This is a genomic window from Paraglaciecola sp., from assembly GCF_039943935.1.
Classification (GTDB): Bacteria; Pseudomonadota; Gammaproteobacteria; order Enterobacterales; family Alteromonadaceae; genus Paraglaciecola.
The window spans coordinates 117,538-134,882 of record NZ_JBDUZQ010000023.1 but is presented as its reverse complement, the minus strand read 5'-3'; the positions used below and the strand labels follow the sequence as shown (position 1 = coordinate 134,882).

The window sequence follows — 17,345 nt, the reverse complement described above, 5'->3', positions numbered from 1 at the left end:
AGTCGAATACATCGGAGTGCCCAATGAATAAACCTAAATCCGGTATATTAATACTGATTATTTTGTTCATGACAGCTTTTGCATCTGGAATTGCGTTAGTTAATACATCTAAAGACGAAGAACAAATTACGTTGCGCCTTCCCCACTCTCTGGATCCTGAGCACGTAGTACATAAATCGTTATTGCACTTCAAGCAGCAAGTAGAAACGCTATCAAATAATCAAATTAACATTCAAATATATACCAATGGGCAATTAGGCTCTGAACGAGACCAGATAGAACTTCTACAAGTGGGTAGCCTTGCCATGACTAAGGTATCTATAAGCTCAATGGAAGCCTTCGTGCCTGAAATGCAAGTATTCAATCTACCATATGTATTTAGAGATAAAACGCACTACTGGAAAACATTAGAAAGCGAGTTAGGAGCAGAGTTACTCGATGCCCCAATAGATGTGGGGTTAAAAGGACTGGCATATTTTGATGCTGGCAGCCGCAGCTTTTATACCTGTAACAGAGTCGTACAACACCCTGATGATTTGTCTGGCCTAAAGATTCGAACCATGAAGAGTCAATCAGCTGTAAAAATGACCTCGGCGATGGGAGCATCCGCTACGCCAATATCATTTGGTGAGCTTTATACAGCCTTGCAACAAGGTGTCGTAGATGGTGCCGAAAATAATGCTATTACACTATATAAATCAAGACATTATGAAATATGTAAAAACTATACGCTCGATGAACACAATTCTATTCCAGATATTATTATTATCAGTCAATTAGTGTGGCAAGGATTAACACCACAACAACAAAGCTGGATCAACCAAGCGATGCAAAGTGCAGTTGAGTATCAAAAAGCCCAGTGGAAAAAAGATACAGAGCTAGCTCTTGCAGCCCTAAAAGCAGCAGGTGTCAATATTATCACACCAGATAAGGCCCCCTTTATGCAACGTGTTAGTGCCTTTAAAAGTAGCTTTAATGGTACTGCAGTTGGTGACCTGTTAGAACGGATTGAAAAATTATGAAAATGGACATAAAAAATAGCGGGTGCTCACCACTATTATTTTGGTTCGACAGTCTTAATATTCGGCTATTACAAATTATTTTAGTGAGTATTACGGCCGTCGTGTGCTGGCAAGTATTTTCTCGATATGTGCTTGCTGAACCTAGCTCAATAACTGAAGAACTGTCTAGATTTCTACTTATTTGGTTAACGGTTCTAGGTGCAGCCTACGCTTATCGCAAAAGAAGTCATCTAGGACTAGATATTATATATAACCAAGGAACCGCGCTACAACGTAAAGTAATGTACCTAATGATACACATGAGTATTGCGTTATTTGCTTTATGCGTAATGGTATTTGGTGGCATTCGCTTGGTACTCATGACTTATGAATTAGGGCAGAAATCAGCCGTCATGGGCATCGATATTGGTTTAGTCTACATGGTGCTGCCTATTAGCGGGCTACTTATCCTTATCTACGCATTGAACTTTATGTTCTCCTATGCAGAAAATTCGGAGCCCGTCCTATGACAATCATATTTCTGTTGGCTTGTTTCTTTTTCTTGTTGTTACTCAACGTACCCGTGTCATTTGCCATTGGCCTTTCGACATTTTTATACATGTTAACCGCCATGGACTTTCTCCCTGCGGTTACGACGGTTGCCCAGCGTATGACGAATGGTGTGAATACCTTCGCATTATTAGCTATCCCATTCTTTATTTTATCTGGGCAAATTATGGCACAGGGCGGAATAGCCAAGCGTTTAATAAATTGTGCCATGGCTCTACTTGGAACACTACCGGGAGGGCTGGCATTAGTTAATGTTATGTCATGTGTATTTTTTGGCGCATTGTCAGGCTCTGCCGTCGCAGCGACGTCTGCTATTGGTAGCTTTATGGTGCCTCAAATGGAAAAGGCCGGTTACGATAAAGCATTTAGCGGTGCCATTACAGCAACGGCTTCTACGACGGGTCTACTGATCCCTCCAAGCAACATACTTATAGTTTATGCAATCGCCAGTGGAGGTGTATCCATATCAGCATTGTTCTTAGCAGGTTACATACCCGGTTTGTTAGTCGCTTTTGCGCTGATGTTACTTTGTTATCTTTATGCTAAACGTAAAGGGTTTACAGGAGCTCAGCGGCTTCCTTTTAACGTTGCGCTGATACAAATATGGAAAGCCGTTCCAAGTCTTGCGTTAATTGTAATTGCCATGGGTGGAATAGTCAGTGGTATTTTCACCCCCACAGAAGCCGGTGCAATTGCAGTGGTGTACGCGCTTATTTTAGCGGTAGGCGTATACCGTGAAGTAGACCTCAAAGCATTAGGTAACATTCTCACAAAAACAATAGAAACCACATCTATCGTATTGTTTTTAATCGCCACCTCATCGGCACTGAGTTGGTTGTTATCCTATGAAAACATCCCTCAAGAACTTAGTGATGTAATGCTTGGCATCAGTGAAAACCCAATAGTCATCTTACTTATCATTAACCTAATACTATTGGTCGTCGGCGCATTTATGGACATGACACCAGCCGTGCTAATTTTTACGCCTATATTTTTGCCAATAGCCACAAGCTTAGGTGTTGACCCACTGCAATTTGGAATAATGATGGTGCTTAATTTATCTATTGGCTTATGTACCCCGCCAGTCGGTAATATTTTGTTTGTGAGTTGTGCTGTAGCCAAGACTAAAATGGAGCATATGATAAAGCCTATGCTCCCTCTTTATGCCGCTATGATAATAGTGTTAATACTCGTCTCGGCCTTTCCTACAATAAGCACCGCACTACCCAATTTATTAGCGCCATAATAAAGTCCCTTAACTAAAATAATAAAAATAAAAAGTTCAAGTATTTAGCTTAGTTGACATACTAGGCAAAGCTTTTACCACTAAAGTAATCTTACAATGGCGGATACATTGGCTAAAAATGCGATGAAAACTGGAATAAAAAATAGCGTAGGTTTCGCTTTTCTTTGTTTCGAATAATATTAAAAATTTATTGTCTACAAGGGTTCAACCTAAATGCGCAAATACCATTTTAACTACGCATTTAAGTTGATGTAAATTGATTAGGCATAGTTAACAAGCACTACAAACCAACAATAGCATCGAGACAGGCGCCTAATGTGTGGTAATCACACTTAGCGCCAGCGCTACTTTTTTCATCCGAGTATTTTTCATTATTACGCTTTAACACTCTAAACCATGCACCAAATTGATGGTCTACAAAGTTTTGCCAACTGTAGTCCCAAAGCTCTCGGTAAGCGTTCAAATATTTAGTGTTTTGAGTCTCTTGGTATAACATAGCGGCGGCCGCAAAGCTCTCAGCTTGCACCCAAAAGTACTTATCATCGTCACACCAATTCCCGTCTGGGGCGAAACCATAAATAAGCCCACCATGCTCTTTGTCCCAAGATTTTTCATAAGCTAAGTCGAATAACTCCTGAGCTTTATCAAGCAACCAAGGTTCCTTACTATGACGATAAATTGCAATCAGTAACTTTGCCCACTCTGTTTGATGGCCAGGCTGAAAACCCCAAGGACGATATAGGTTTTTCGGATCTTCTTTGTTGTATTCCCAATCCGGTTGGAAATCTACTTGGTAATGTTCCCAAACCAAGCCATTAGTTAACTTAGCTTGACCTTGAGTGATATTTTTAGCTAGTAGTTTCGCTCTTTCTAAATACTGAAGTTCAGCACTCGCTTCATAGGCAGCAATCATAGCTTCACATAAATGCATATTTGAGTTCTGACCTCGATAATCACTCAATTCTCCAGCTGGACTCATTTCATCCGCATATAATCCAAAGTCAGCTTGCCAAAATTTACTTTCTAAGAGGTCAAAGGTACGTTGCATATCATTTAAACCATCACGTATGCCATGCTTGTGAACCGCAGCGTAAGCAAGCATCACAAACGCATAGCCATATGCTTGCTGTGTCATATCTAAGGCTTTATGATCTTGTAAGGTCCACGCGTAAGACTCTGTACTAGGTTGCCAATGAACTTGCTCTAAATATGTCAAGCCATGTTCGGCTATATCTTTATAGTGGCTTTTATTTAACGCGGTTGCGGCTCTTGCATAATTGACAATGATCCTAGTACTGCTAACGAGTTGCTTAAATCCGCCATCAAACACCTCACCATTATCCTTAAAGTTTTGGAAGTACCCTCCCGACTCATCCACCACGATAGGGTTGTAAAAATTTAAAATTGACTCAACATGCTCTACTAAAAACGACTTTGTATAAAAATTTTCTGGCTTTAACACGACTATACTCCCGTTAATGCAGCGATATGAATATCTAAAGACTAAGGCAATCTTAAAAATATGCCCCCTAATCTTAGTTGTAGCCTTCAATCTATCCGAAAACAGATAGTCTATAAATCTGTGTACAGATAAGACTACATACCTACCTACTTGATTAATGTTAGCCAAAACGATAAATTGGTTAACCTATATCATAAATATTACAATTGGACAGTCCAATTTGCAACAATCATCAACCTTAAACCCTCTTACAAAAGCGCACACTTCAAGCAAACGGTTATATCTACAGATTGCTCAACAACTCGCTCACATGATCAATGATAATCACCTAGTTGAGAATGAGCGGCTTCCGGCCGAACGTGACCTTGCAAGTAAATATGATGTAAGCCGGCAAACAGTCCGTGAAGCACTTATCGCACTAGAGGTTTCGGGGTTAGTTGAAATAAGACCCGGCTCAGGTGTATATGTCGTAAAATTAACATCAGTTAAAAGCTCACTTATTAATGAAGATGCACCTGGACCTTTAGAAATATTAGAGGCGAGAAAATTAGTAGAAGGTGACGCCGCTGCCTTAGCTGCTATGCGTATTAGTAATGATGAACTATTAAAATTAGAAATATATTTACGACAAATGGAAACCTTAGTCACTGATAAAAAGATAGCTGAGGCAGAAATCATTGATCGTAAATTTCATAATTTAATCGCTGAAGCATCAAGAAATAGTGCCATGGTGACTATGATAGATTGGTTGTGGGAGCAACGTAACTCATCTGAGATTAGTCGGGTTTTTGCTCAAAAAGTACGGCAGTTAAATAGTGTTCCTAATATTGATGCTCACAACGCAATTTACCAACAATTATCACGACGTGATGCACAAGGTTCACAACGAGCAATGCAGTCACACTTGTCCGAAGTCGCGGATGCATTTGTACTATTAATGGGTGAAAGCTAGCCTTATTTTGGACAGGCCAATATTGATATTGGCCTAAACTCCTGATATAAATACCTATACATAGACTAAACTTGGTATGTTAACAGTGAAGCATTCAGTCCTACTTAGATTCAAAGTAACAACCGTCTTACTGGCATCGTGTATATTCTTGATGAACTGTTCGGCCACTGCAGATGAACCCGTTGACCTCGTTTACCCCCATTTAGACTCTGTTAATAGCCGCTGGTTTTTCTTTGACTCAGCTTCACGCCCCTTCGGACTAGTTAATCTTAGCCCAGACACTGGATTAGGTGGTGCTTGGGGCAGTGGATATCGATATAACGAAACAGAAGTTAAAGGCTTTAGTCATGTACATGCATGGCAATTATCTGCAGTATCCATGATGCCTATATCTTCTGAGCAAGACATCGCAGACATCAAACAAGACTATTTTTCTAATTTTAGTCATGACACTGAAGTCGTTAAACCTGGCTATCATAAACTTCATTTAGACAGATACAACATTGATGTAGAACTGACATCAACCACCCGAGTCGGGTTTCATAAATATGACTACCCTAAAGGACAGCCGCAACAAATTTTGATAAAACTTGGCGGCGAAATGGGCCCCTCAAAATTTGGCCATGGCGAAGCACACTTAATTAGTCCTACAGCCATAGCAGGATATGTTACCAACCAAGCAACCCATAGGCGTCCAAGACCTAGCAAAGTTTATTTTCATGCAGAATTTAAACAGAAAATTGCTAACATTGGTGCATGGCGAAATGGAAAAATAGAGCCAAATGTAACCGGCACAAGCGGACTAGATGCGGGACTATTAGTTTCGTTTGTCAGCAAAGACGATGCTGTATCAGAGCAATTAATGAAAGTAGGCATATCTTACGTCTCTGAAGAAAATGCATACGCTAACATTGCAACAGAATTACCTCATTGGAATTTTGAAAAAGTTGTCACGGCTTCTAAAAACGATTGGAATAGCTGGTTGTCTAAAATAAAAGTAACCGGTGGCACCCAACAACAACAACAACGCTTCTACACCGACCTGTGGCATGCTCTGCAAGGTAGACGAATTATTTCTGATGCTAATGGACAATACACAGACCAAACAGGCACCCGAGCCATAGTGAAACAATTACCTCTAGACAGTCATGGGGTGCCTTTATTTAACCATCACAACTCGGATTCTTTTTGGGGAGCTCAGTGGACCATTGCCACACTTTGGCCCTTAGCTTATCCCAAGGTCGCATCAGACTTTACCAACAGTTTATTACAATACCACCAAGACGGAGGAATGATCCCCAGAGGTCCAAGCGGTGGAAATTACACCTACGTAATGACAGGCGCGTCTTCTACACCTTTTATAGTCTCTAACTACATGAAAGGCATACGGGATTTTAATGTAGAACTTGCCTACAATGCCCTAAAGAAAAATCACAGTGCTGATGGCATGATGTCTCGAGCAGGGTACGAGCATTTCACGCAAACCGGTGGTGGTATGCAACATTACCTAGAAAAAGGTTATATCCCCTACCCGTTATCAAAAACAGAAAGCTTATATGGCAACCACAGACGTGGTCCAGGACAAACGTTAGAGTATGCATTTCAAGACCACACTTTGGCGAACTTAGCAGCATCCTTAGGTAAAAAAGATGATGATACTTATTACAGAAATCGCTCTAAAAATTATCGTAATGTATATGATAAAAAGTCGGGCTTTATGCGCCCTAAGAACATTGACGGTACTTGGCAAACGCCTTTTGACCCATATCAATACGAAAATGGGTTTGTGGAGGCTAACCCTGCCCAAGGCACTTGGAACGTCGCCCATGATATAGATGGCCTCGCGTCACTAATGGGTGGAAAAGATATTCTTATTTCTAGACTTGAAGCTGCATTTAAAACTGCTGAAAAACAAGGTTTCACCTCTGGTACAGCCCACGCTGATGAGAGCCTTGAGGAGTTTCGACGCACCCCTATTAACTATGGGAATCAACCCAGTATTCAAACTGCCTTTATCTTCAGTGCAGCAGGAGCTCCTTGGAAAGCCCAATATTGGTCTCGTAAAGTGGTAGATAGTGTTTTTTCTAATTTAAGTCCCAAAAGCGGTTATAACGGCGATGAAGATCAAGGTTTAATGGGTAGCTTGGCAGTACTTATGAAAATAGGATTATTTCAGTTAACCGGTGGGACCGAAGCAGATCCAATATATCTCATTGGCTCACCCATTTTTGATAGTATTAGCATCACACTGGATAACCAATACTACAGCGGCAAAACCTTCACTATAAAGACTCTAAATAACGGCCCTGAAACGCCTTATGTCAAAGCCATATCACTCAATGGAAAATCCCTAGACAGAACCTACTTGACCCATCAGGAAATTGTATCAGGCGGTGAACTAGTATTAGAAATGTCTAACCAACCCAACCTGAACCTTCATTAGTCATGACAAAAACGTGTTTACTTTTTGATAATGATGGCACCTTAGTTGATAGTGAATACTTGTGTAATTTGGCCATTGCACAACAGTTTGCCAAATTACAGGTAACCTTGGATGTGGAGTACTTAGTTGAGCACTATCGCGGCAAAAAAATGGCCAATATATTAGCTGCCCTAGGTGCAGAAAATAACGTCGTCATTCCAGATGACTTTTTGTCAGAGTATCGCCAGCGAGTTGCCAAATTATTCGAGCAAGAGCTAAAGCCTATAGCTCATATAAAAAATGCCTTGGATAAGCTGCCACAAAAAAAAGCGGTGGTATCTAACGGGCCAAAATTTAAAATAGAGCAAGCTCTGTCGTTATGTAAAATGCAACATTACTTTGGTGAACATTTATACAGCGCCTATGATCTAGGCGTGTACAAGCCTGACCCACAAATATACCTTCAAGTCGCAAATCGTTTGGGCGCAAGCCCGACTGAGTGTGTTGTGATAGAAGACAGTATTACAGGGGTTACTGCTGGCAGCCGAGCAGGGATCAGTACACTGTTTTACAACAAAACTAGACAACAGCACAGGTTACCCCATGTCATCGATTTTGATGACATGGCACATTTACCTGAGTTAATAGCTGACCTATCATAGAGCTCCCCTTTAAATAAGTTTGCTTCATTGGCCTTTCAATTTAACTCTTCAATATCTCCCGTCTCTAAATGTAAACGAATGCTATCACTGGGCTGAGCATTAGAAAATTTAGCCATAATCTCTAACATAAGTGACAACTTGTACTGAAGGCTATCTTCCTTAAAAGAACATTGATTTAAGGCTTTGTGAAACCACATGTAAAATGCTTGCCGTGCTAATGATACCTGAGCAATCGAGTCAGCATTTCGTAATCGATAAAAATCGTTAAAAAGTTCAGTTGTCTTCCATTTCAATAAGGTATTCGCATGACTTAATGCAGCATCTACATCAAAGCTAGTACACTCGACTGCTGTAGTTTCAAACAAGCCTGTAAACGTATTTTCAGATATATAGCGTAACAAATCATTTGGCCACTCCTTGGGCAAATATCGCAAGCGAACCAACTCTTTTAAATGATGGTCAGTGAACTGCCCATAATTTGCAGCCGCTAGTATTTTATCATTCCATAACTTACTCGGAGAGTAACGCCGTAAATGAGTATGTTCATCTTTGTAATGCCCAAATAACTCATCAAAACGCGGCACTTCATCTAACACCACAGTTTCAACATCCACTATTTCATCCCTTAAAGTAAGCAACTTATACCCAGGTCGGTAAGCAGCCAGAGACGGGGCTTGAATATTAAAAAGTGTATTGTGCTCCCCTACTACACTGCCTGTGTCATTGATATGCATGTGGCCACCTACATGTAACTGCAAGCCCGTGTTAGCAAGTACCTTGGCAGTATTTAACAATGGCATTCTGGCCATCTGTTGTTTACCTCTCCCAAATAGCGCTTCCATTTCGGGCTGGGCTGCATCATAGAAATCCGTCATAGGAAAATGGCTAAATGCCACTAATTGTTTATTCTGCTTCTTTGCCCGTTGCACTACATCTCTTATCCAATTTAATAATTCAGGTTTATACTGCAACAGGGCGTTGTAGCCTGCACCACTTGAGCCCTTAAAATCTTTACCTTTTTGACTCAAGTGTTCATCATCTTTGGGTTGATACACATTAGCGTCTATCGCCAGCAGCCATAGCCCATCTATGGGTTCGACAAGGTAGCTAGTGTCAGGCATGGCAATACACTTGGTTGGGTTATTCGTTTCACACCATTTGAAGTGACGCTCCTCAAAAATGAACTGCTTCTGATTGGCTTGGGTAAACGGTGTTTCAAAATACTTATCTTTAGAATTAGGATAAAACCCAAAGTCAGCTAAAGTAGCTACTATTTCTTTGTAGCCCCATTTGAGCAAATCATTAGCGCACACAAGTCCATCCGTTTGCCCCTGTGCACAGCGCTTATCATCAAGACTATAGATTGCAATCTCTTGACCATCATCCCCTAAAAAATCCTTTTTTCCAGATGCAGTGGTAAATGGACGTACCGGATCGTGATTACCTGGGATCGCGAAAAAACGCATGCCGTGCTCTTCTTTGTAACGCTTCAAAATACTGGCTAGCCCTCGTAAATGAAGTGGCTGACCATCATCAGAAAAATCACCTGGCAGTGCCACCAGTTTAACCTTTCGCTTAACCAAGTCGTCCAATGCAGCAAGTAGAACAAAGTAGGTTTCATTAAATAAACGGGTAGACTTTAGCTGCGCTCCCATACTTCGGATTAACGCATGCTTTTCACCATCCGGGGTTTGAGTGGATAACCCAACGTATTGGTTATCTTGTAGTTTCCCGTATACATTATGAAAATGAATATCAGCTAAAAATGCGACTTTCAAAGAGCCTTCAACATAATCTAAACGTGCAGCCTTATCATAGCTTTGGCACCCTAGCAGGACACTAAACCACAAACCCAAAGTGAAAGATTTTTTAAGCATGACTTTATTACTCACTGCATCATAGACAAAACAAAGGGGCGTATTGCCCCTTTTGAATTTATTTCATTGTAGGCATAGTGAAGTGATTCACATTTTGCTGCCCCTTGGGCCACCTAGCAGTGACCGTTTTCATTTTAGTATAAAAACGTACGCCATCTGAGCCGTGCATATTAAGTGGCCCAAAAATAGAACGCTTCCAACCACCAAAGCTATGAAATGCCATGGGAACAGGAATAGGTACATTAACACCCACCATACCGACTTGAACCTGATGTGTATAAGTATGCGCCGCTTCACCACTTGCGGTAAAAATAGATGTGCCGTTACCATACTCATGCTCGTTCACTAGTTGTAAAGCTTCTTCAAAACTGTTTACTCTAACGACCGCCAATACAGGGCCAAATATTTCTTCCTGATAAATTCGCATATTAGCTTTAACATTATCAAATAAGGTCGGCCCTACAAAATAACCTTGTTCATTACCTGTTGCCTTAAAGTCTCGGCCATCAGTTACTAATGTAGCCCCTTCATCAACACCACAGTTAATATAATCAACTACCTTGTCTGCATGTTGCCTACTAATGAGTGGCCCCATATCTGGCTCTTGCGCTTCTCCAAGCCCTGGGCCTACCTTCATACTGTTTATTTCTTGCTGCAATTTACCAATCAAGGCATCAGCAGCCTCATCACCCACACATACGGCAACAGAGATCGCCATACAACGCTCGCCGGCAGAACCATAAGCTGCCCCCATTAATGATGCACTTACCAAGTCAATATCTGCATCAGGCATAACAACCATGTGATTCTTCGCCCCACCTAAAGCCTGGACTCGCTTACCGTGAGCACTACCTGTGGCATAAACATACTCAGCTATTGGGGTTGAACCAACAAAACTTACAGCTGCAACAGCTGAGTCTGTCAGTAATACATCCACTGACTCTTTATCACCATTTATTACGTTAAATACACCGTCTGGCAAACCCGCTTCAGTCAATAACTCGGCAATTCTCAGCACGACGCTTGGATCTTTCTCTGAAGGTTTCATCACAAAGGTATTGCCACAAGCGATAGAAACAGGAAACATCCATAGCGGCACCATAGCAGGAAAGTTAAATGGAGCAATACCTGCACACACTCCTACTGGCTGCATTAGCGAGTAACTATCTACCCCACGGCCCACATTCATGGAAATTTCGCCTTTATTTAAATGTGGAATACCACAGGCAAATTCAACCACTTCAATACCACGAGTAAGCTCACCTTGGGCGTCTGAGAATACTTTACCGTGTTCTTCTGAAATGAGTTGCGCTAGTTCATCTTTGTGTTTCTCTAGCAACCCTTTAAATGCAAACATTACACGAGATCTATTTAACGGTGTCACCCCGCTCCATGCCGCTAAAGCACCTTGCGCTGACTTTATTGCAGCTTGGGTTTCTGCAGCAGTTGATAGTGATACCTGTTTAATCTGCTCTCCTGTGGCAGGGTTATATACTGCACCCTGTCTGTTTGACTGGCTTTGAATATGTTTTCCGCCGATATAATTACTTAATATTTGCATTAATGATTCCTCAATATGACCTTAGGTCAAAAATTAGTATGGCTGCTTAGCCTGATTATCTATGTACTCTGCGTGCGCTAGGTTTACCGTGTCTCGCTCTGATACTTGTGGGATTGCGACATCCCACCATGAACCATTATCAGTCGTTTCATGGGGGTCGGTGTCTATGCAAATAAGCGTGCTCTTTGAGGCCGTTTTGGCTCGTAATAATGCAGCTTCTAATGCTTCAAGATCAGCAACCTTTTCACCATTGGCTCCCATTGCACGTGCATGGGCTGCAAAATCAATTTGCATGGCTTCAGGCTCACCCGCACAGTTTTCCAATAAATTATTAAACGGAGCATTACCTGTTCCTTGCTGTAAACGGTTAATACAGCCGAAACCTCTGTTGTCTAATAACACCACTACAATCTTTTGGTTGAGCATGACAGACGTCGCTAACTCAGAGTTCATCATCATGTAAGAGCCATCGCCCACTACTACGATGACGTTTCTTTGAGGATTAGCCATCTTTACACCAAGTCCACCAGCAATCTCATATCCCATACAAGAAAACCCATATTCAACATGGTAACTTCCTGGGCCTTCTGCACGCCAAAGTTTATGTAGCTCGCCTGGCAATCCACCAGCAGCACAAACCACCACATCAGTTTTCTCACTCGTGCGTTTGACTGCACCTAAAACCTGCGCGTCAGATGGTAATACCATGTTATTCATTGCGGTTAACTTGTTATAAGTAACTTGCCACTTTTGGTCTAAATGATGGGCATAGTCAAACCACTTCTGCGGTGCGGCCCAATTACCAAGGCTTGCTGATAACTGCTTAAGTACAGCCTTAGCATCTCCAACTAATGGAATCGCACTATGTTTAATGGCATCAAACTCTGTCACATTTAATTGTACTAACAGCTTATTGGTCTTTTCGAGTAAGGTCCGAGATTCTGTAGTGAAATCTTGCAATCTGGTTCCTATCGCAACGACAACATCAGCTTCACTTGCCAAACTATTAGCCGCTTCACTACCAGTAACCCCTATACCACCCACAGCGCACGGGTGCGTCCATGGCAAACAGCCTTTTCCTGCTTGAGTTTCAGCTACTGGGATTTTATGTTTAAGAGCAAAATCAGCTAACAAAGGCGCAGCACCAGAATACAGCACGCCACCACCAGCAATAATCAAAGGGTTATCCGCCTCTTTAAGCACACTCAATACGGCATTTAACTCAAACTCCTCGGCTTCTACACGGCGAATGCGATGTACCTTTCTTTTAAACATATAAGTTGGATAATCAAAGGCTTCTGCTTGAACATCTTGCGGAAATGCTAAGGTAACAGGGCCACAACTTACTGCATCAAGTAAGGTTTTAATGGCAACAGGCAAACTATGAATTAACTGTTCTGGACGCGTAATACGATCAAAGTAACGGCTAACAGGCTTAAAACAGTCATTTGCAGAAATAGTCGGGTCAGAAAAATCTTCAATTTGTTGTAAAACAGGGTCCGGCTTACGATTGGCAAACGTATCACCTGGCACAAATAGCACCGGTAACCTATTAGCATGAGCCAGTGCTGCTGCCGTAACCATATTAGTGGCCCCAGGGCCAATAGATGAAGTACACATCATCATTCTATTGCGCTGATTACTTTTAGCATATGCAATGGCCACATGGGCCATGCCTTGCTCGTTATGCGCCCTATAAGTCGGGAACGTTTCCTGAGCTTGGTATAGAGCCTCACCTAAACCCGCCACATTACCATGTCCAAAGATTGCAAATGCGCCAGCAAAAATAGGGACAGGCTGATTGTCTGTTTGACCGTCTAATTGAATATATTGTTGACTCAAATAACGGATCATTGCTTGTGCAGCAGTTAACCTAATGGTTGTCATATTAATGCTCCTTACGCTTATTCCACGCATCAACTAAGGTCATATAATTCTGACCAATTTGTTGTTTTAATTGGTCATCTGAAATTTTATTTGATAACCACGCTTCACTTGGCCCAGAAAATATAGAACGCCCAACAGCAAACCCTTTACACAATGGAAAAGAAGCGCTATCGACAAACCCTTGGGTTAACTCTTCAAATGGCGCATCCAAACCTAGCAGAATAACCCCTCGGCAATGGGGAGAGCGTTGCTCAACCAAATCGCTCATTTTAGCCCATGCAGTTTTTGATGGAGAAGGCAGCTTCCACCAATCAGGACGAATATCTAAGTCATAAATCATCTTCATACAAGCAACGACAGTATCGTCGTTGCTTGACATATCTTTGGTTGGGATCACTTCCAAAAGCAGTTCATGGCCACTAACACAGCAAGCTTGATAGAGCTCCAGCAACTGTCTAGATTGGACTTGCCACATTTCTGCTTCATCATCTGGATGCATAAAGACCAAACACTTCACCACATGTTCTTTTGGCCAAGTCACTAAACGTGAACCGATTGACCGCCCCCCTTCTAACTCAAGAGGCCTAGATGCTGGTAACTCAACGGGACGACCTATCCATATATTTTGTCCTGTCACGGTATTTAAAGCATCTTGTCCATAGGTATCATCAATCAACACTCCAACTTGATTATTGGCTAATTGATTAGCATGCTCCTGCTGACCTAAAACTTGCTGTAATGCACTTAATATTAATTGTTTAAGAGGTTTAATATGGGAAATATCGGCACCAACTTTGTTGGCCATATCCACCAATTGAATACGATGATCAAAGGCTAAAATACATAACTCTCCCCAATCATTAGGGAACCTTGTTGTCACTCTGTGTAAATAATTTAATTCAGGGTCAAGATCTGGGCGTTTTATCTCATGTTGATGGGCAATATAGTAATCTAGCTCTTCAGGGGTAGGAATTGCTGGTGCACATCCATGACGAGACACCACCAAAGCACCAGAGGCATTAGCAAAGGTACAAGTTTGTTCATAACCTTTACCTGTTAACCACCCTCTTAAAAAGCCAGCCATAAACGCATCACCGGCTCCTAGTACATTCAAAATGTCGACTTTTACACCTTCAGCAAAAAATGCATCATCAATAGACGGGGGAATATCAGCATCAAAAATAGAACATCCCATTGCCCCGCGTTTTAACACTATTGTTGCAGTACTTAGCTTACGAATAATACTCAATGCTTCAACAGTATCAGTTGTCCCTCCAGCAATGTGTACCTCTTCTTCTGTGCCAACAATTAAATCACATAAAGGCACAATTGATTGTACATGCTGAGTCACGCTATCAGCAATGACAAAACGATTATCACCATCTCCTGGGCGAGTTAAGCCCCACAAGACAGGTCTATAATCTATGTCTAAAATCACCTTGGTGTTGTTGGCTCTAGCATAACGAATAGCTTGACGAGCAACCTTATCTACATGAGGTGTCGAAAAATGGGTACCAGTAATAAGCAATGATTTAGACGAAGCAATGTAAGCTTCATCGAAGTCATCAACAGCTATTGCCATATCAGCGCAGTCAGCGCGATAAAATAATAAGGGAAATTCTTCTTTAGACTTAATAGATAGAATAGCGAGCGCAGTTAACCTTTCTTTATCTGTTACTACGTGACTTGTATCTACGCCAGCTCGACTTAATTCTTCACGGATAAACTCACCAAATTGTTCATCGCCAACACGAGTCAACATAGATGACTTAAGGCCTAGTCTTGCTGCACCAAAGCAAATATTACATGAAGAGCCACCTAACGTTTTTGAAAACGACGAAATATCTTGGAGCCGGTCACCTATTTGCTGCCCATACAAATCCACTGAAGCACGTCCAAGACAAATTACGTCTAAACTCTTAGTATCTTTCATGTGTTACCCGCATATTTTAATTTAATGTAGAACATGCCAAATAAAATAGAACATATTTTCCATTTTTTCAACTGTGGAATATTTATTCCTTATGCGCTATCCTTAACTACATTAGATTTTATTACAAGAATATATTCATGGCAGTGACTCAATCTGAACTTGAAGCAAAAATCCAAAAACAAAGCACCAATTTAAGTAAACGCTTACAACAGGTTGCCCGATATATACTAGATAACCCAAGTGATATTGCATTTGGGACAACTTCAAGTATCGCTGCAGATGCAGGTGTTCATGCATCTGCCTTAATTAGGTTTGCCCAAGCATTTGGGTTTGAAGGCTTCAGCGATATGCAAAAGCTCTTCAAAGACAAGTTAGCTATAGCTGCGCCAGATTATCAGGTACGAATAGAGTCTGTTTTAAAAGAGCAGCCCACTCACGATGAACAAAACGGTTTGGGTTGGTTAAAACAAATATCACGTGCAAATACACAAGCCCTTGAAGACATGTGTAACAAGGTTGATGACGCTGCCTTAGATGAGGCGATAACCTTACTTAACAAAGCGCCACTTATTCATATCCAAGGGGTTAGACGTTCTTTTCCTACCGCATGTTATTTCAGTTATTTACTTAATAACATTGGTCGAAAATCTCATTTAATTGACAATGTAGGCCAGATGTCTCGCTCTCAATCTAACTTAATGTCAGAAGGAGAAACGTTATTTGCTATAAGTTTTGCGCCTTATGCCCAAGAAACCCAAGAGATTGTCGAAGAAGCCAAATCAAGAGGGTTGTCGATTATCTCGTTAACAGATAGCCAGCTTAGTCCACTAATACCGTTATCTGATGTATGTATAAAAATTAAAGAAGCTGAAATTCACTCATTTCGGTCTTTAAATGGCAGCATCAGTATCATCCAAGCACTCATGCTTGGCTTAATACACCATTCAACAAGCTAGTAGGAGTATTTATGTCTTATTTACATAGCCGCCCACAACAACCCGATGAACATAATAGAATTCAACATATCAGCCCTGAATCGGCAAGTTGGGAATATGTGGGCTTTGAAGTGCTCACCCTTAATGCTGGCGAACAGCAGCAGTTTTTAACAGAACAAACTGAAGTATGTGCAGTTATTGTGTCGGGCAAAGTCGATATTTCTACACAGCAACAGCATTACCCAAATTTAGGTGAGCGTCACTCAGTGTTTGATAACATCGCTCCTTTTGCAGTTTATGCGCCGCCGTCTGAGACTATGACAATAAAAGCCAATACCGATGCTGAAATAGCCTTGTGTAGAGCACCAGCAACAGGTGAATATCCAGTACGACTAATCACCCCGGATGACTGCGTGTCTATGGTTCGGGGAGAAGGCACAAATACACGCCACATCACTAACATCATGATGGACAATGTTAACGCCGAAAAGCTGTTGATAACTGAAGTGATTACCCCAAATGGACATTGGTCTAGTTACCCTCCTCATAAACATGATACTGATGCCCTTCCTAATGAAACGGCGTTAGAGGAAACTTATTATCACAAGTTTAGCCCTCAACAAGGTTTTGCATTTCAAAGGGTTTATACAGATGACCGTAGTATTGACGAAACAATATGTGTTGAACAAAATAGTGTGGTGATGGTGCCTGAGGGGTACCATCCAGTCGGTGCTCCCCATGGTTATGATCTTTACTATTTAAATGTTATGGCTGGACCTAAGCGTGAATGGGTGTTCCATAATGATCCAGCACATGAATGGATGTTAAAAAAATAGC

13 protein-coding genes are annotated in these 17,345 nt (G+C 41.4%); 8 read left to right on the top strand and 5 right to left on the bottom strand.

Going from position 1 to position 17,345, the window contains the following annotated elements; translation table 11 throughout:
• Positions 1 to 23: 23 nt before the first annotated feature.
• From ABJD71_RS15480 to ABJD71_RS15470, 3 genes are read left to right on the top strand one after another with little or no spacing between them, the layout of a single operon-like run.
• Positions 24 to 1,022, top strand: coding sequence for a TRAP transporter substrate-binding protein (locus ABJD71_RS15480; protein WP_348171380.1), 999 nt, complete (start codon positions 24 to 26; stop codon positions 1,020 to 1,022).
• Positions 1,019 to 1,531 (top strand): TRAP transporter small permease, encoded by a 513-nt coding sequence (locus ABJD71_RS15475; RefSeq protein ID WP_348171377.1) that lies wholly within the window; start codon positions 1,019 to 1,021, stop codon positions 1,529 to 1,531. The genes ABJD71_RS15480 and ABJD71_RS15475 overlap by 4 nt, the downstream gene beginning before the upstream one ends.
• Positions 1,528 to 2,817, top strand: coding sequence for a TRAP transporter large permease (locus ABJD71_RS15470; protein ID WP_348171372.1), 1,290 nt, complete (start codon positions 1,528 to 1,530; stop codon positions 2,815 to 2,817). The genes ABJD71_RS15475 and ABJD71_RS15470 overlap by 4 nt, the downstream gene beginning before the upstream one ends.
• A gap of 280 nt (positions 2,818 to 3,097) precedes the next feature.
• Here the strand turns inward: ABJD71_RS15470 and ABJD71_RS15465 are convergent, their stop codons facing one another.
• Positions 3,098 to 4,279 (bottom strand): AGE family epimerase/isomerase, encoded by a 1,182-nt coding sequence (locus ABJD71_RS15465; protein WP_348171369.1) that lies wholly within the window; start codon positions 4,277 to 4,279, stop codon positions 3,098 to 3,100.
• 220 nt (positions 4,280 to 4,499) lie between these two features.
• Here ABJD71_RS15465 and ABJD71_RS15460 point away from each other — a divergent pair, with 220 nt between their 5' ends.
• The 3 genes from ABJD71_RS15460 to ABJD71_RS15450 all read left to right on the top strand — a co-directional run bounded on the left by ABJD71_RS15460 (position 4,500) and on the right by ABJD71_RS15450 (position 8,315).
• Positions 4,500 to 5,231 carry a FadR/GntR family transcriptional regulator gene (locus tag ABJD71_RS15460; RefSeq protein WP_348171366.1) on the top strand — a complete coding sequence of 244 codons (732 nt, stop codon included), beginning with the start codon at positions 4,500 to 4,502 and terminating at the stop codon, positions 5,229 to 5,231.
• Between the two features lie 85 nt (positions 5,232 to 5,316).
• Positions 5,317 to 7,674: a GH92 family glycosyl hydrolase gene (locus tag ABJD71_RS15455; protein ID WP_348171363.1), complete on the top strand. Its 2,358-nt coding sequence runs from the start codon at positions 5,317 to 5,319 to the stop codon at positions 7,672 to 7,674.
• Positions 7,675 to 7,676: 2 nt separating this feature from the next.
• Positions 7,677 to 8,315 carry an HAD-IA family hydrolase gene (locus ABJD71_RS15450; protein WP_348171360.1) on the top strand — a complete coding sequence of 213 codons (639 nt, stop codon included), beginning with the start codon at positions 7,677 to 7,679 and terminating at the stop codon, positions 8,313 to 8,315.
• Positions 8,316 to 8,350: 35 nt separating this feature from the next.
• Here ABJD71_RS15450 and ABJD71_RS15445 read toward each other — a convergent pair whose 3' ends face one another.
• Genes ABJD71_RS15445 through iolC form a run of 4 tightly spaced genes read right to left on the bottom strand, consistent with a single transcriptional unit; the run spans position 8,351 to position 15,573 of the window.
• A complete protein-coding gene (locus ABJD71_RS15445) occupies positions 8,351 to 10,192 on the bottom strand; it encodes a metallophosphoesterase (RefSeq protein ID WP_348171357.1) in 1,842 nt (613 codons plus the stop codon).
• Between the two features lie 58 nt (positions 10,193 to 10,250).
• Positions 10,251 to 11,753, bottom strand: coding sequence for a CoA-acylating methylmalonate-semialdehyde dehydrogenase (locus ABJD71_RS15440; RefSeq protein ID WP_348171354.1), 1,503 nt, complete (start codon positions 11,751 to 11,753; stop codon positions 10,251 to 10,253).
• 33 nt (positions 11,754 to 11,786) lie between these two features.
• Complete coding sequence (gene iolD / locus ABJD71_RS15435) at positions 11,787 to 13,640, bottom strand: 3D-(3,5/4)-trihydroxycyclohexane-1,2-dione acylhydrolase (decyclizing) (protein WP_348171351.1); 1,854 nt, start codon at positions 13,638 to 13,640, stop codon at positions 11,787 to 11,789.
• Between the two features lies 1 nt (position 13,641).
• The gene (gene iolC, locus ABJD71_RS15430; RefSeq protein WP_348171348.1) at positions 13,642 to 15,573 is read right to left on the bottom strand and encodes a 5-dehydro-2-deoxygluconokinase; all 1,932 of its coding nucleotides are present in this window, start codon (positions 15,571 to 15,573) and stop codon (positions 13,642 to 13,644) included.
• A gap of 137 nt (positions 15,574 to 15,710) precedes the next feature.
• On the opposite strand from iolC, the gene ABJD71_RS15425 reads away from it, so the two are divergent.
• Both ABJD71_RS15425 and iolB read left to right on the top strand, forming a co-directional pair.
• Positions 15,711 to 16,529 carry a MurR/RpiR family transcriptional regulator gene (locus tag ABJD71_RS15425; protein ID WP_348171345.1) on the top strand — a complete coding sequence of 273 codons (819 nt, stop codon included), beginning with the start codon at positions 15,711 to 15,713 and terminating at the stop codon, positions 16,527 to 16,529.
• 11 nt (positions 16,530 to 16,540) lie between these two features.
• Positions 16,541 to 17,344 carry a 5-deoxy-glucuronate isomerase gene (gene iolB, locus ABJD71_RS15420; RefSeq protein WP_348171342.1) on the top strand — a complete coding sequence of 268 codons (804 nt, stop codon included), beginning with the start codon at positions 16,541 to 16,543 and terminating at the stop codon, positions 17,342 to 17,344.
• The last annotated feature ends 1 nt before the right edge of the window (position 17,345 follow it).

Bases quoted from the DNA above. Each gene is read 5' to 3' on its own strand.
- ABJD71_RS15470 (WP_348171372.1), top strand. From the start codon at position 1,528: ATGACAATCATATTTCTGTTGGCTTGTTTCTTTTTCTTGTTGTTACTC.
- iolB (WP_348171342.1), top strand. From the start codon at position 16,541: ATGTCTTATTTACATAGCCGCCCACAACAACCCGATGAACATAATAGA.
- iolD (WP_348171351.1), bottom strand. From the start codon at position 13,640: ATGACAACCATTAGGTTAACTGCTGCACAAGCAATGATCCGTTATTTG.
- ABJD71_RS15425 (WP_348171345.1), top strand. From the start codon at position 15,711: ATGGCAGTGACTCAATCTGAACTTGAAGCAAAAATCCAAAAACAAAGC.
- ABJD71_RS15440 (WP_348171354.1), bottom strand. From the start codon at position 11,753: ATGCAAATATTAAGTAATTATATCGGCGGAAAACATATTCAAAGCCAG.
- ABJD71_RS15445 (WP_348171357.1), bottom strand. From the start codon at position 10,192: ATGCTTAAAAAATCTTTCACTTTGGGTTTGTGGTTTAGTGTCCTGCTA.
- ABJD71_RS15450 (WP_348171360.1), top strand. From the start codon at position 7,677: ATGACAAAAACGTGTTTACTTTTTGATAATGATGGCACCTTAGTTGAT.
- ABJD71_RS15480 (WP_348171380.1), top strand. From the start codon at position 24: ATGAATAAACCTAAATCCGGTATATTAATACTGATTATTTTGTTCATG.
- ABJD71_RS15475 (WP_348171377.1), top strand. From the start codon at position 1,019: ATGAAAATGGACATAAAAAATAGCGGGTGCTCACCACTATTATTTTGG.
- iolC (WP_348171348.1), bottom strand. From the start codon at position 15,573: ATGAAAGATACTAAGAGTTTAGACGTAATTTGTCTTGGACGTGCTTCA.